Below are 13,998 nucleotides of genomic sequence, written 5' to 3'. Positions count from 1 at the left end.
TCAATAAAAATAAATGAATTAAAACAAATAACAGACATGTATAATATACAATACTTATAATCTAAAATCAATATATTTGAATTTAATATTTTATTGGTGTCGATTTCATAAAAGAGTTACGATTATAAGATAAAGGGGGATTATAAGTGATCATATCAGATGTGCTATACGGAGAATTTGAAGTGGATCCAGTAGTAGAAGAATTAATTGTAAGTAAGTCTGTGCAAAGGTTAAAAGGTATTCATCAAACTGGCGCAAGCTATTTAATAAATGAGGAATGGAATGTAACGCGCTTTGATCATTCAGTTGGCGTTATGTTGTTAATTAAGAAACTCGGTGGCTCAGTAGAGGAACAAATTGCTGGTTTACTGCACGACGTATCGCATACTGCTTTTTCTCATGTGATTGATTATGTTTTTGATAACAAAAATGAAAGTTATCATGAAGAAATATTTAGTGCTGTTGTGAAAAATTCAGAAATTCCAGCGATTCTTGCGAAGTATGGCTATAACTATGAAGAGATTTTGTTAGATGATTCGAAGTGGACGTTACTGGAAAGGTCAGCGCCAGAATTATGCGCAGATCGAGTGGATTATACGTTACGAGATATGTATACATATGGGTATATTTCTTTAGAAGAGGTTCATAGATTTTTAGAGGATATTATCGCAGTAGAGGGGAGAATGGTCCTTCAAAATATCGAAATAGCTGAATGGTTTACAGAAACGTATTACAAAGAAGTCATCGATTTCTTTATGCAACCAATGAATATTTATGGAAATGACATGTTAGCAAAAACGCTAAAGTTAGCTCTACACAAAAAGGTTATTCATGCAGATGATTTTCTTCTTGAAGATGATGAGCTAAATTCGAAATTGCAGCAATGTAGTGATCCAGAAGTACATGCTTTAGTAAGCAAAGTTCATCCGAATGTAAAGGTAAAAGAAGATAAAAACGATTATGATTTGTATCAGAAAAATAAAGTACGTCTTATTGATCCACCGTTACTTTGTGAGGGGGAAGTCGTTCCGTCGTCTGTTGTGTCAGAAAACATAAGACAGATGAGTGATAGCGCTTATGAAAAAGCGGTGAAAGGGATGTATGTGAAAGTGATTTCGGATGAATAGAAAGAAGGTATCATCACATAAGATGATACCTTCTTTTTATTCATCTAATATTTTCCACTCATTTCCCCAATCCTTCATCGCGTCAAAAATAGGACGGAGTGTTTCGCCTTTTTTTGTTAGTGAATATTCTACGTGAGGTGGCATAGTTGAGTAGATTGTTCTCTTTATAATATTTTCTTGTTCAAGTTCTTTTAAGCGAAGAGATAGAGTGCGTGGGCTAATACTGTTTAGGCATCTTTCAAGCTCAGCAAAACGTTTAGGACCATAGAACAAATCTCTTAAAATTAAGAAAGTCCACTTTCCACCTATTACAGACATTGTTTTTTCAATGGGGCATTTTAATAAAATTTCTTCATTTATATTTTCCATATAAAGGCTCCTTACTATATAAAAGTATAGGTACTATATAAAAAATCAGTACTTTTATAATTAAAGTACTTTATTTATTATAGTCCTAAAGGAATATATAGGTAAATTACTAATTTTTGAAAGGGGAGTAAGCAAGTGAATGGGGTGGCTAGCAGAAATTTAGATGTTCAAACAGAAGAGAAATCAGGTATTATCATTTTAATCGCTTTGGCAATGGGATTTATTATGGCAACATTAGACGTAACAGTAGTAAATGTTGCAGTGGTGAATATTCAAGAAACATTAGGACTAACATTATATAGTTCGACATGGATTGTTGACGGATATATTCTATCTTTTGCGGCATTATTATTAGCTGGAGGGGCGCTGGCCAATCGATTTGGAGCAAAAAGAATATATTTAATTGGTTTAATTATTTTTGTGTTCGCCTCTCTTTTATGTACGGTTGCTACAACGGGGAACGCTCTTGTTATTGGGCGGATAATTCAAGGCGTTGGAGCGGCTTTATTTATGCCAAGTTCACTTAGTTTATTAGTAGTATCGTTTCCGGATGAAAAGAAGAGAGCTAAAATGTTTGGGATATGGTCCGCAATTGTCTCCATTGCTTCTGGTACGGGCCCTTTTATTGGTGGCCTTTTAGTAAATACATTTGGCTGGCGGAGCATTTTTATTATAAACCTTCCAATTGGGATGATTGGTATTTTAATGGCCTTTGTAATTATTCCAAACATTTTACCGAAAAAGGAGAAAATAAACGTATTAAATCATTTAATCGGTATAATTGCAATAACATTATTGGCGTTTACTCTAATTGAAGGGCCAAGTTACGGATGGTCCTCGCCTCAAATTTTAGGCGGAGTAGTGGGGACAGTATTAACTACTATTCTCTTTGTTTATGCAGAACGAAAATCAAAAAACTCAGTTGTACCAAGAGTGTTGTTCCAAAACGAGACATTTATCTCGGCGAATATAGTTGGATTTCTAATAAACTTTGCGTTATTTGGCGGCATATTTATGTTTGGACTTTTTTTACAAAAAGCATATGGAGCAAGCCCATTTGTAGCAGGATTACAACTATTGCCGATGATGAGCGTATTTGTTATTGGGAATGTATTATTTGCAAAAATGGTGAGTAAGTTTAGCTCAAAATCGTTACTATTCATAGCGTTATTTATAGCTAGTATAGGGTCTTTATTATTAATGCTTCTAGTAAATAATGTGAGTTATTTAGGAATTGCAATCATTTATAGTGTTGTTAATCTTGGAATCGGTATAGCAGTACCTGCCATGACTACAATTGTAATGAAATCTGCTGGTCGTGAGAATGGGAATATGGCTGGAGCAACTTTAAATGTAAATCGTCAAATTGGTGCATTAGTCGGTATAGCAATTATGGGAATCATTTTAAATGAATCATCCAATTGGTACAGAGGGGCAAGCTACAGCTTTTTAGTTATTGGGCTTTCCTATTTATGTGCAGTATTTTTAGTTTGGAAGTTTGTGGAGAGGGAATAAAAAAGTAGAGCATCTAGGAGTGATGCTCTACTTTTTTACATCACTGATCAAACCAATTCCAAACCTCAATATCTCCAAGAGTCGCATAACGAACGTGAGGTGAGTTTTGTAATTTTAACAGTTCTTTCGACGGCCCAGTAATGACAATGCCATATACTTTTACGCCGTTATCTTTTACATACTCATAACGCTTATCTAAGTTCAGCTCTTTTTCAGGAGTCCAAGTAGTTTTGCTTACAGTTTTTTTATGCTCAGAAAGAATACGCATCATTTCGATTACTTCATCTTCTTTTGTCTTCGGTCGTTTTGCTTCATTATCAGGGAGATTTATATGTTCTGAAAATCCGATAACCTCTCCGCCATGTAGAATGAAATCTTCTTCATCTATTCTTTCTTGCCCTGTGTCTAAAGCGTACCATATAGGAGTGGGCGGCATTTCTTGTGCTTCAAATGTGCTATATAGAATGGATGCTAATTCTTGTAAAGTGTAAGGTTTGTCAAAAGATATCGCTACTTCTGCAACGGTGCCCTCATGTATCTTTCCGAGTGTACTCCAAACTTTTTTAGAGATTTCTTTCAAATGATCATCTTGCTTTATTTTTGGATGAACAAAGGAAAGTTTGTTGGAATAGGGTTTATTTGCCCATGATTGATTTGTGTCAGTTACAGATGATAAGAAGCTACGCGTTGTTACTGTACCAATTGGCATTTCTTTTTTACCGACCGTTTTAACTAAATTCATTTCAATTTCTGTACGGAAAAAGGGTTTAATCTTTGTACTGCCTCCAGTGGAACGACTATTTGGAATTGTTGCTTCTAGTGCGAGTGCTGGAATTTCATCTACTTCGACTAACTTTTTCATATTATAGAAGTAAAGAGAAGACGAAAAATGGTCGACAAAATAGATTGCAATACAAACGGCAAGGACAAAACTAACGGTTTGCCAACGTTGTTTCCATTTTATTTTCCAAAACGGAACTTTCAGGTTTTGTGGTGGTAGTTTTTTCTTTATTGTTTCACTTTTTGAAAGCAATTGATCTAAGTAAGCCTCGCATTCTTCACATGTCTCAATATGACTTTCTAACAGTTTCTGTTCATCATGCATGAGCGTTCCGTTTTCGTACTTCTCCCATAGTTTTTTAAATTCTGTACAACCCATCCGTATCACTCCTTTATGCTTTTCATTTCTTTTCGACCACGGTGTAATTCAATTTTCACTTTCGCTAGTGAGAGACCGGTCATCTCTGCTATTTCTTTATATGAGAATCCGTAGTAATCTCGTAGTAACAGAATATTTCGTCTTTCAAGCGGAAGAGAAGATAAACCTTCTAACCAACTAGCAATCTCATGTTTTATGAAATAAGAGTGCTCTGTACTTGGCACGTTTGGTAAATGGAATTCTTCCACTGTAGTTGTTTTATATTTTTTCTCTTTTCGATACCAATCGATAAAGGCGTTGTAGGCAATTGTAAATAACCACGGTCTAATTTCTTCGCCTTTGTAATAGTCAATATGGACGAGCATGCGGTAAAAGGTTTCTTGCATGAGATCTTCAGCAAAATGGGAATCTCCGGTTAGGGAGAGAAGATAGCGAAATAAATCTTGCATATGTTCTGAATAAATTTCTTCTAATGATTGTTTACGTTTCACTACATTTCCCTCCCTTCACACATAACAACGAAAAACATATAAAAAAGTTACAATTTTTCATGGAATTATAGTAAAAAACGTCAAGAATTGGATAAGATTCTCTTTTATCATAATACATATAAGGCGGGTGAACAGAGATGGAAAGCTATGAAACACAAATTCAAAGGTCCATTGATTATATTGAGGAAGATGTAATGGAAAAACAGACGCTACGTAAGTTAGCTCGCATTGCAGGTTTTTCTGAGTCGCATTTTCATCGTGTATTCCAGGCGTTAGTAGGTGATACGGTAATGGAGTATGTTCGGAAGAGGAGGTTAGCCCGGGCAGCTTATCAACTTTCTCATACGGATGAAAAAATTATTGATATCGCATTTGAACATGGCTTTCAATCTCACGAAACGTTCACGAGAGCCTTTAAAAAATTATTTCAAATGACACCGAGTGAATATCGAAAGCAGGAAATAGAAACACCGATGTATTACAGCGTGAATGTAAAGCAAAGAAAATTAAATCCGTATTTAGGAGGCATACAAATGGAATATCGTATTGTAAATAAACCGGGATTTTTAGTGGCGGGTTATGAACTGAAGACGACAAGTAAAGAAGGGAAGAACCATCAAGACATTCCAGCATTTTGGCAAGAATATTTACAAAAAGATCTTGGAACGACAATTCCGAATCGTAAAGATACGAGCCAATGGGTAGAGCTTGGATTATGTACTGATTTTAATTTAGAAACAGGGGACTTCACTTATATTATCGGAATGGAAGTCACAGACTTTGAAAATGTACCAAATGAAATTGCAAAGCGCACGTTCCCGGCAGCAACATATGCGGTATTTACAACGCCGAAAGTTCCTCATGAAGAAATGGTATCGTCTATTCACCAAACGTGGAATGTAGTATTCTCAGAGTGGTTCCCGCATTCAGGATACGAACATTGCGGTGTTACAGAGTTTGAATTATACGATGAGCGTTGTCACGAAGATAAAAGTGAGTTCGCTCAAGTAGAGCTTTGGATACCGGTGAAGAAGAAATAATAGGGTAAGAGCGAGTCATTGAGAAATGGTTCGCTTTTTTATAAAGGGAGAGTGGGAATATGTTCAAAAAACTAGAATGTGTATCTATACATACGAAGGATATAGAAAAATCCGTTTCTTTTTATAAAGAAATGGGAATGGAGCAAAACTGGGTTATAGAAAGAGAACTAGAAGAAGGGGTTATTTGGACGTTAATCGGATTGAAGTTTCCAGATGAGAAAAGTTCGGAGTTAGTAATAAGCAATCATCCGGATATTCATTTTATGGAAGTCGAAGTATTAGTAGAAGATGTGCAACAAACGTATGAAAGTTTAAAAGATACTAAAGATGTTAAATGGATTCGTGAACCATTTCCAACAGAATCAGGACACGTTGCGGTAATGGAAGCACCTGATGAGAATGTGTTTGTATTGGTAGGAAAATAGCTGAAATATGGAGTGCCCTTTCATAGTGAGTTATGAAAGGTTATTTTTTATGAGTGGATTGTTAAATTTGTATTGCTTTATATGTAATACATTTGAAAATGGTAAAATAAAATAGCAATTAAATATTGCGGGTGGAAGGTTACGCCCTTTCTTCATTTGGTGAAGAAAGGAGGTGTAATCGTATGGAATTTCTTTTGCAAATTTTGTTGGAAATCACAAAAACTATAGCTAGAGAAGGTATAGTTATGGGATTTAAGAAATTAACGACAAAAAAGCGCAAAAAGAAGACCACCCGTCTGCCTGCGAAGCGTGGGAAGTCTTCTAAGCGCAAATAAGCTTTAGTTGCAACCTTCCACCTTGCGGTAATTAGTTGCAGTGACGGGGTGTTGGAAGCACCTCGTCTACTTCATTTTATGCAAAACTTAGTTAGTTTATACTTCTATTTATAGTATAACAGTTTAGAAATGTATTTGTTAATAGTTTTATTTTTACTTTGTATAGTAGAGGAAGTAGGTTAGCGTTGTCGATTTTTGTCGGTAAGTCGATATATTTAGAAAATCGCTGATATATTGTGAGTTGCGCTGATATATTTGAAAAATCGCTGATATATTGTGAGTTGCGACGATATATTCGCAAAATCGCCGATATAATTTCATATACCGCTAAAAAAACTCAGAAAGATGGTCTATATCATTTCATATACCGCTAAACTCTCCCAAAAAAGAAAAGACGCCACATAGCGCCTTTTCTATGAACGAAACGGAAACACAAGTATAATCGTCGTTCCTTTTCCAAGTTCGCTATCGATAGAAATCGTTCCGTTATGAGCATGAACGAGTTGCTTTGTAATAGCGAGGCCAAGTCCAGTTCCAATGTTGCTTTCTTCTGTATTTGTTCCTCTGTAATATCGCTCAAATAGAAGCTCTTTCGTTTTATCATCCATTCCTTTTCCGTTATCTGAAATAGAGAGTGTGAATGAAGTAGCATTTTGTGAAAGCTTTACAATTACATTAGTCGTTTCATTATTATGTTTTACAGCGTTTACGAGTAAGTTTTCAATAATACGCTGGAACCATTTTTCTTCAATGAAATATTGAATTTTATTTGAGCTTGGTACGAATTCAATATTTTGATTTTGAAGTGTCGGATTATTAATGAATTGTAATAATACTTTTTGGACGAATTGATTCATTTCAATGTTTACATGCTGCGCAGGAAGACTATTATTTTTTAATTGATACGTTAAGCTTAAGTCATCAATTAGTGTGGTCATATATTGAGATTTCTCTTTCATAACGCTGCCAAATTGCTGAATGTCACGATCGGTCCAGTTATACTGTTTTGATTCTAGTAATAATGCGTAGCCGTATATAGAACTTAGTGGCGTTTTTAAATCGTGCGTTAGACCAGTAATCCATTCTTCACGTGTTTGCTGCAGTACTTGCCTCATCGCATCATTTTTTTTGAGTGTAATAGAAAGGTGCTCTAGTGAATTTGTAACATCACTAAATAAGCGGAATGACCATTTTTCTTTACCAGATTTCCTGAACCTGATAGGTTTTCCTTTTTTACTAACAGGCTCTTCGTACTTTCCACCAGCTATGTTTTTAAGCCAGCGCATCGCATGTAATAACGGTTTTCCAAATTTATTACCGTACCAAATAGAAAGAATGACTAAATAAACAAATACGATAAGAAGGATTAATCCGCATCCGATTAGAAACTTTTTAGCAAATACATCGTCTATTTCATCATCTGGGTAGTAGTACTCATTTTTGGCAGTTACAACGAGAAGATGATTGCTATTTGTGTCGTAAAAGCTAGACGTGTTTTCTTTATGATTCCACGGTTCCTTTTCGCTAAGAGCGGCTTGTATAACAGAAAATGTTTTTTTCTTTCCATTTGGATAGGAGAATACTTCTTCGCCGCCACTATTAAAGATTTGAAGAGTAGCCTTTTCTTTAGAAAGTAACTGTTTTTCTTCTTCTGTTAATGCGAATGAATCTGTAGATACAGAAGGGTGCTCTTTCTGTATCGTTTTCAGTAATACATTGCTTTTTAACATACCGCCGTAAATAACAAGTACGTTTTTTTCTTCTAATTCAATTTCCCAATATGTAAATGTATAAGGACTTTCTATGTGATTCTGTATATACGAGAATAAAGATGTTTTCGTATAAGATGTCGGTACGTCACTAGGTGTATTAAAGTGATAGAGAACTTTTCCGTTTTCCTCTACAACTTGAATCCAATCATTTTTCTCTTTAATTAAGTCTTTTACTTCAGCTTTTAACGAAATATTGCCATCTTCTGAAGAGATGTATCTTGCAATCATAAAATTTTCAGCATCTGGAATGTTCGGTTCGTATGAAGTACTCGTAACAAGAAAAATTAAATACGTGAATGCAGCTACTACAGCAATCAGTAATGTAACTAAAACAAATACGTGTTGCATGATAAACTGGATAATAAGTCGTTTATTAAAGTTCATATCGTCACCCTACTTTGTAATGAACTTATAGCCAAGCCCGCGAACGGTTTTTATATATTCTGGTTTACTTGGGTCTTGTTCGATTTTTTCACGTAGTTTTCGAATGTGGACCATAACGGTATTGTCATCGCCATTATAGGCAGGTGCTCCCCAAACTTTCTCGTATATTTCTTCTTTTGAAAATACGTAGTTCGGATTCTCGCAAAAGAAGAGTAATAGCTGAAATAGCTGGGCGGAACATTCGACAACACGCCCATTTACTGTAAGCTCTGCGGAATATCGATCAATTTCAAATCTACCAAATGAACTGGATTGTGCTTTTTGTTCGTGTGGCATAACTTGCTTCATATGTCTTCGGAGTTGTGCTTTCATACGAGCTACCACTTCAAGTGGATTAAATGGCTTCGTAATATAATCATCTGCACCGTGTGAAAATCCAGATATTTTATCTAAATCAGATGTTTTAGCTGTGAGGAAGAAGATAGGACAATCTGTTTTTTGACGAATGATTGGACAAATATCAAAACCAGATTGTCCAGGAAGCATGACATCTAAAATAATTAAATCGTAATCGTTTTGCTGAGTGAGAGATAAAGCTATTTCAGCGGATGTTGCAGTTGTAATATGAGAAAAACCTTCTTTTTCAAGAATGGTAGTTAGTAATTGTAAAATTGCTGTTTCATCATCAACGAGCAAAATAGTTGCTTCATACATAAAAAATCCCTCCTAATTTCCTCGAATATCATATCATCTTTCGGTAACTTATGGAATTTTTAAGGAAATTTTAAGGTTTTCTTTCTCAAAAAATTAAGAATCAAATGATATGATAAAAGTAACATAGGGGAGGAGATGAGTGTGAATCCGTTTCAAACGATGCGAGCTAGATATTTTTTAATTGTATTTGCACTATTAACTGTAGTTGCAAGAGCCAGTAATGAATTGATAGAAAATACATTTCATATGCAAAATTCTACTTTTATAAATATTCTTATATTCTATATCCTGCCGATTACGTGGATTTATTTTGAGTATAAAAAACACCGTGTTTCATTTTCATTATTTATTAATAGAAATGAAACATTTAACCTGGTGCAAGTTTTATACATTACGATCATGTTATGCGTGTTTAGTTATGGATATCTTATTTTGTACATGTATAGCTTTGCATGGATTACACCGACATTTATTATGAACGCATTACGCGAACCGATTATGGATAGCACTGGAGGATACGTTTATCAAGTTATTATGGTCGTATTCATCGCACCAATTATTGGGGAATTTGTTTTTCGCGGATTTTTACTGCAACGCTTCGCAGCAAAATGGGGAACGAGTATAGCAATCATTGTTGTAGCAATATTGTTTGCATTGTTACATGTTGATTTCCTAGGTGCAATTGTATTTAGCGTTGTACTATCAATCGTATATATTCGTACGAATAGTTTACTCATGCCAATCGCTATTCACATGTTAAACAATGCATTTGTAATCGGTGCTTCTTTTTTAATAAATAAAGAAGAGATAATGAGTTTTACAGATTTCTCAAATTATACGACGTTCTTTCCAGGACTTATTATTTTTATAACAGGATTAAACTTAGTACTCATCTTTTTATTTGTTAACCCCAAATATTGGAGTAAAGAAATGCCCGCTATATATGTAGAGCAGGAAAAAAGCTTTTCAGACGTAGTGGGGAGTAAATGAGATGAAGAAGACGATTGAAAAAATATTGAAAGACATTATAGATGCTACGTCTATTACAGATATATGTGATAAAAGCGTTTGTCATTGGCTGCAACCTGTAGTAGATACGATTGTGTTTCCGGAGTATTACTTATTTTCTAGTACGCATGTAAAAGAAAATATTATTTCTCTTCTCATTGTGTTAGGAGTTTTACTACTATTTGGTCTAATTGTAGAAGAAATGATGAAGCGCATCTTCAGAAAAAATGAAGAGAAGTATATGTGGGTTCATAACGTATTCGAGAAAGTAATAGTGGCTTTCCTTTTGTTTTATAGTATGAAAACAATCATTTACTTTATAGCTTTGAAACATCATTCATTCTAAATTTGAAAGGGATGTATAAAATTATATGAATGAAACAATATCATCAAATAAGTTTTTTTATTTGATTGTGCTTAGTATAGTGCTAATAACGACAGTCAACGTTATTCTTCGCTGGGAGGAAGCTTATTTCTTTATGTATTTAGCGCTTCATTTGTTAGGAATTCTCTGTATCAGTGGCGGTGTAGTTGCTGAAAAAAAGAGTGAAGAAAGCATTAATTATATGTGTGTGACCGGCCTTATTTTACTTTTAGCTGTACAAGGGATTATGAAATATAGTTCTTTTTCTCTGCAAGATTTTAGCTTATTAATGGATGTACTTCCTTAAGGAGGTACATTATGTTATCTAAGAAGCAAATAGGATATGTACTAGTTTTAATTGGATTTTTTACGCTTATTGTAACGACGTTATTTTTTCAGGACTATGAATATATACGCTATATAAAAGGCGCTGGTATAATATGCTGGGTTGTAAGTACGTTTCTTATCCCAGAGTATGAACCGAAGAAAGCGTCTAAAGGTAGGTAAAACTCTTCTATTTGTAGAAGAGTTTTTTTATATAAATAAAAGGATCTCGAGCAATTCGCGTAATAAGCTTGTTCTAATTTAGCATGTACGAACTTACAATAATAATAGACAGGCAGCATAGAGGAGGGAATAGCGTGAGGAAGGTTATCGGGTGGTCGCTTTTTTTGTACGTTGGGTTTGCGTTATTTATATATTGGTATTTATTTGGATGGAATCATGAACTAATTCCTGACATGTACAAAGGAACCAGTGCAGATCCAGAAACGTTTATGAATGCAAGAGAGCTTACGCTAAGCCAAGATTATTCGCGCGTGAAAAATTTACTGTATTTTTTAGCGGCGCCTCTTGAATGGATTATATTATTATTTGTACTTGTGCTCGGTATTTCAAAAAAGTTTGAGAAATGGTCGAAGGAAACGACGAAAATAAGTGTCCTGCAAGTTGCGATTTATTTCTTTTATTTATCACTACTTACAACAGTTCTTGCCCTGCCGATGCAATGGATTAGCCGAAAAGTGTCCGTTGATTACGGCATTTCAACGCAAAGTACACAAAGCTGGATAAAAGATCACGTTATCGGTTTTTGGGAAAGTTATGCAACTATGTTAATTGTAGTTACGGTTCTTCTATGGCTTATTCGCAAATTCCCGAAGAGATGGTGGTTAGCAGGATGGGCACTCTCTGTTCCGTTTACAATCTTTTTAACATTCATACAGCCTGTCGTGATTGATCCACTGTATGACGACTTTTCGACGCTAAAAAATAAAGAGTTAGAAACGAAAATTTTAGCGATGGCAGACAAAGCCGATATTCCAGCAAAACATGTATATGAAGTCAATATGTCGGAAAAAACGAATGCGTTAAATGCATATGTAACAGGAATAGGACCTAATTCACGTATTGTAATGTGGGATACGACGCTTAAGCAATTAAAAGATAAAGAAATTTTATTTATAATGGCTCATGAAATGGGGCATTATGTTATGAAACATATATATTGGGGCGTTGCGAGTTATGTGTTGCTATCGTTTATAGGGATGTACCTCATTAGTCGTATTATCAATATGTGTATTCGAAAATGGGGGGATACGCTGCAAATTTCAAAAGCAGCATGTTTCTCAATTTTACCTTTATTTTTCTTAATTTCTTCTGTCCTCTCTTTTGCATCACAGCCAGCAACAAACTATGTTTCTCGTATAGAAGAACGAGCGGCAGATCAATACGCTCTAGATATGACGAAGGACGGGAAATCTGGTGTAAAAACGTTTCAATATTTATCAAAAACGAGCTTAAGCCAAGTAAATCCGCCTGCGTTAGTAAAGTTTTTCTTATATACACACCCACCAATTTTTGAAAGAATTCATACGTTTGAACAATATGAAAAGGAAAAGAAGCGGTAGTGTACTGCTTCTTTTTTTATGCGTTATTCGAGTTTTGGAAAATTATAGTGTATAATATATGGAATATTCAGTGAAATGTTTAGGAGGTTAATATTTTGTTTCATTCAAAATCAATGCCGGCTATAAAAATGATCCTTTCGATGTCTATTTTCGGATCAATTGGATTTTTCTCTGTTCAAACAGGTTTACCGTCTTTTGAATTAGTATTCGTTCGTTGTATTTGTGCGACTATATTTTTAGCATTATGTTGGCTCGTAACAGGACAATATAAAAGTGAGCAATGGAATAAAAAAGAAGTCATGCAAATATTAGCATGCGGTGTATTTCTCGTTTTTAACTGGGTATTTCTATTTAAAGCATTTGAAGTTATGTCGATTACAATTGCGATTTCAGTTTATCATCTAGCACCCATTATCGTATTAATGATTGGTAGTATTGTATTTAAAGAGAGACTTACAATGTTTGCTGTTTTGTCCATTGTCATTTGTTTTATCGGTACAGTGTTAGTGGCTGGAGTAGATGGAAGTCTATCACTTGAAAAACTGATGTCATCTGGCATGGTATGGGCACTACTTGCGGCACTATTTTATGCTTTTACCACTTTATTAGGAAAAGGAATTCAGCATACGAGCGCATATGCGATGACATTTTTACAAACATTTTTAGGTATATTTTTATTGCTACCATTCGTAGACTTTGGCAAGTTTCAAGGGTTAACAGAGATGAATTGGATGATGATTACAGCGACAGGTCTTATACATACGGGATTTGTATATTACTTATTTTTTGACAGTTTAAGAGATTTATCGACGAGATTAATTTCTGTATTAGTGTTCTTAGATCCTGCGGTTGCAATACTATTAGATACAGTCTTTACCGGGTTTAGACCGACTAGTATGCAAATAGTAGGAATTGTTCTTATATTTGTAGGAATGGCATTTACTTTTCGCAAGGGAACAGAGAAGGAATTATCGCTGAAGGAAAGTGCTACTTTATAATTTTGAAAAGACGCAACTATATACGATTTGCGTCTTTTTGTGTCAATAAAGTGAAATTTAAAAATGTAAAGGAGTTCACAAAGAGATTGTAGAATTTTTAATATATAACACCTTAGATGTGACAGCTTCCTTTTTGAAATAAGAAAGAAGGAGGTATAAAGCAGAAAGGTAATCGAAATGTTCCTTCTAGAAGATGTGCATTTTATCCGACTTTAATGGGCAGTAAGACCCCCACTGATTAAAGTTTCATTTTATCTTACATTCACCAGCAAATTAATACTCCTGAAATAATGAAGTTCATTTTATTTGAAAATACTACATATGTAGTATGGATAACTTCGTATTATCTATTATTTTTCTATTTAACATAAAATAGAAATAGGGAGAGAG

At 34.6% G+C, this 13,998-nt stretch carries 16 protein-coding genes; 11 read left to right on the top strand and 5 right to left on the bottom strand.

The features are described from left to right. The first annotated feature begins 146 nt into the window (after window positions 1–146). A complete protein-coding gene (locus tag PDQ33_RS02380) occupies window positions 147–1,127 on the top strand; it encodes an HD domain-containing protein (protein WP_270392929.1) in 981 nt (326 codons plus the stop codon). A 36-nt stretch (window positions 1,128–1,163) separates the two neighbouring features. Here PDQ33_RS02380 and PDQ33_RS02375 read toward each other — a convergent pair whose 3' ends face one another. After that, a complete protein-coding gene (locus tag PDQ33_RS02375; RefSeq protein ID WP_061131514.1) occupies window positions 1,164–1,496 on the bottom strand; it encodes a winged helix-turn-helix transcriptional regulator in 333 nt (110 codons plus the stop codon). Window positions 1,497–1,631: 135 nt separating this feature from the next. Here PDQ33_RS02375 and PDQ33_RS02370 point away from each other — a divergent pair, with 135 nt between their 5' ends. Next, complete coding sequence (locus PDQ33_RS02370; RefSeq protein WP_061131515.1) at window positions 1,632–3,011, top strand: MFS transporter; 1,380 nt, start codon at window positions 1,632–1,634, stop codon at window positions 3,009–3,011. Window positions 3,012–3,051: 40 nt separating this feature from the next. Here the strand turns inward: PDQ33_RS02370 and PDQ33_RS02365 are convergent, their stop codons facing one another. Then, a complete protein-coding gene (locus tag PDQ33_RS02365; RefSeq protein WP_061131516.1) occupies window positions 3,052–4,170 on the bottom strand; it encodes an anti-sigma factor in 1,119 nt (372 codons plus the stop codon). A gap of 5 nt (window positions 4,171–4,175) precedes the next feature. Beyond that, complete coding sequence (locus PDQ33_RS02360) at window positions 4,176–4,661, bottom strand: RNA polymerase sigma factor (protein ID WP_061131517.1); 486 nt, start codon at window positions 4,659–4,661, stop codon at window positions 4,176–4,178. Window positions 4,662–4,798: 137 nt separating this feature from the next. Here PDQ33_RS02360 and PDQ33_RS02355 point away from each other — a divergent pair, with 137 nt between their 5' ends. The 3 genes from PDQ33_RS02355 (at window position 4,799) to PDQ33_RS02345 (ending at window position 6,461) form a co-directional block, all read left to right on the top strand. Continuing rightward, on the top strand, window positions 4,799–5,701 hold the full coding sequence (locus PDQ33_RS02355) for an AraC family transcriptional regulator (RefSeq protein ID WP_061131518.1): 903 nt from the start codon (window positions 4,799–4,801) through the stop codon (window positions 5,699–5,701). 59 nt (window positions 5,702–5,760) lie between these two features. Continuing rightward, window positions 5,761–6,126, top strand: coding sequence for a VOC family protein (locus PDQ33_RS02350; RefSeq protein WP_012644261.1), 366 nt, complete (start codon window positions 5,761–5,763; stop codon window positions 6,124–6,126). A gap of 182 nt (window positions 6,127–6,308) precedes the next feature. Next, entirely contained in the window at window positions 6,309–6,461 is a 153-nt protein-coding gene (locus PDQ33_RS02345; protein WP_000394952.1) for a hypothetical protein, read from the top strand. Window positions 6,462–6,874: 413 nt separating this feature from the next. On the opposite strand, the gene PDQ33_RS02340 is transcribed toward PDQ33_RS02345, so the two are convergent. Beyond that, window positions 6,875–8,617: a sensor histidine kinase gene (locus PDQ33_RS02340; RefSeq protein WP_061131519.1), complete on the bottom strand. Its 1,743-nt coding sequence runs from the start codon at window positions 8,615–8,617 to the stop codon at window positions 6,875–6,877. Between the two features lie 9 nt (window positions 8,618–8,626). Continuing rightward, window positions 8,627–9,331: a response regulator transcription factor gene (locus PDQ33_RS02335; protein WP_270754594.1), complete on the bottom strand. Its 705-nt coding sequence runs from the start codon at window positions 9,329–9,331 to the stop codon at window positions 8,627–8,629. Between the two features lie 141 nt (window positions 9,332–9,472). On the opposite strand from PDQ33_RS02335, the gene PDQ33_RS02330 reads away from it, so the two are divergent. The 6 genes from PDQ33_RS02330 to PDQ33_RS02305 all read left to right on the top strand — a co-directional run bounded on the left by PDQ33_RS02330 (window position 9,473) and on the right by PDQ33_RS02305 (window position 13,608). After that, window positions 9,473–10,321 carry a CPBP family intramembrane glutamic endopeptidase gene (locus PDQ33_RS02330; RefSeq protein WP_270392922.1) on the top strand — a complete coding sequence of 283 codons (849 nt, stop codon included), beginning with the start codon at window positions 9,473–9,475 and terminating at the stop codon, window positions 10,319–10,321. Between the two features lies 1 nt (window position 10,322). After that, on the top strand, window positions 10,323–10,685 hold the full coding sequence (locus tag PDQ33_RS02325) for a hypothetical protein (protein WP_048557251.1): 363 nt from the start codon (window positions 10,323–10,325) through the stop codon (window positions 10,683–10,685). A gap of 25 nt (window positions 10,686–10,710) precedes the next feature. Beyond that, window positions 10,711–11,010, top strand: coding sequence for a hypothetical protein (locus PDQ33_RS02320; protein ID WP_001006052.1), 300 nt, complete (start codon window positions 10,711–10,713; stop codon window positions 11,008–11,010). 11 nt (window positions 11,011–11,021) lie between these two features. Further along, entirely contained in the window at window positions 11,022–11,210 is a 189-nt protein-coding gene (locus tag PDQ33_RS02315) for a hypothetical protein (RefSeq protein WP_270754593.1), read from the top strand. A 134-nt stretch (window positions 11,211–11,344) separates the two neighbouring features. Further along, window positions 11,345–12,610, top strand: a complete 1,266-nt coding sequence (locus tag PDQ33_RS02310; RefSeq protein WP_061131521.1) for a M48 family metallopeptidase — start codon at window positions 11,345–11,347, stop codon at window positions 12,608–12,610. A 95-nt stretch (window positions 12,611–12,705) separates the two neighbouring features. Next, the gene (locus PDQ33_RS02305; RefSeq protein ID WP_076872518.1) at window positions 12,706–13,608 is read left to right on the top strand and encodes a DMT family transporter; all 903 of its coding nucleotides are present in this window, start codon (window positions 12,706–12,708) and stop codon (window positions 13,606–13,608) included. The last annotated feature ends 390 nt before the right edge of the window (window positions 13,609–13,998 follow it).

The sequence above is a fragment of the Bacillus cereus group sp. Bc031 genome, assembly GCF_027716265.1.
Classification (GTDB): domain Bacteria; phylum Bacillota; class Bacilli; order Bacillales; family Bacillaceae_G; genus Bacillus_A; species Bacillus_A paranthracis.
Note: the sequence above shows the minus strand (reverse complement) of the source record. Positions and strands in the feature narration are given on the sequence as shown.

Excerpts from the sequence above, each read along its gene's own strand:
- PDQ33_RS02340 (WP_061131519.1), bottom strand. The coding sequence starts at position 8,617 with ATGAACTTTAATAAACGACTTATTATCCAGTTTATCATGCAACACGTA.
- PDQ33_RS02365 (WP_061131516.1), bottom strand. The coding sequence starts at position 4,170 with ATGGGTTGTACAGAATTTAAAAAACTATGGGAGAAGTACGAAAACGGA.
- PDQ33_RS02355 (WP_061131518.1), top strand. The coding sequence starts at position 4,799 with ATGGAAAGCTATGAAACACAAATTCAAAGGTCCATTGATTATATTGAG.
- PDQ33_RS02375 (WP_061131514.1), bottom strand. The coding sequence starts at position 1,496 with ATGGAAAATATAAATGAAGAAATTTTATTAAAATGCCCCATTGAAAAA.
- PDQ33_RS02320 (WP_001006052.1), top strand. The coding sequence starts at position 10,711 with ATGAATGAAACAATATCATCAAATAAGTTTTTTTATTTGATTGTGCTT.
- PDQ33_RS02315 (WP_270754593.1), top strand. The coding sequence starts at position 11,022 with ATGTTATCTAAGAAGCAAATAGGATATGTACTAGTTTTAATTGGATTT.
- PDQ33_RS02335 (WP_270754594.1), bottom strand. The coding sequence starts at position 9,331 with ATGTATGAAGCAACTATTTTGCTCGTTGATGATGAAACAGCAATTTTA.
- PDQ33_RS02350 (WP_012644261.1), top strand. The coding sequence starts at position 5,761 with ATGTTCAAAAAACTAGAATGTGTATCTATACATACGAAGGATATAGAA.
- PDQ33_RS02345 (WP_000394952.1), top strand. The coding sequence starts at position 6,309 with ATGGAATTTCTTTTGCAAATTTTGTTGGAAATCACAAAAACTATAGCT.
- PDQ33_RS02325 (WP_048557251.1), top strand. The coding sequence starts at position 10,323 with ATGAAGAAGACGATTGAAAAAATATTGAAAGACATTATAGATGCTACG.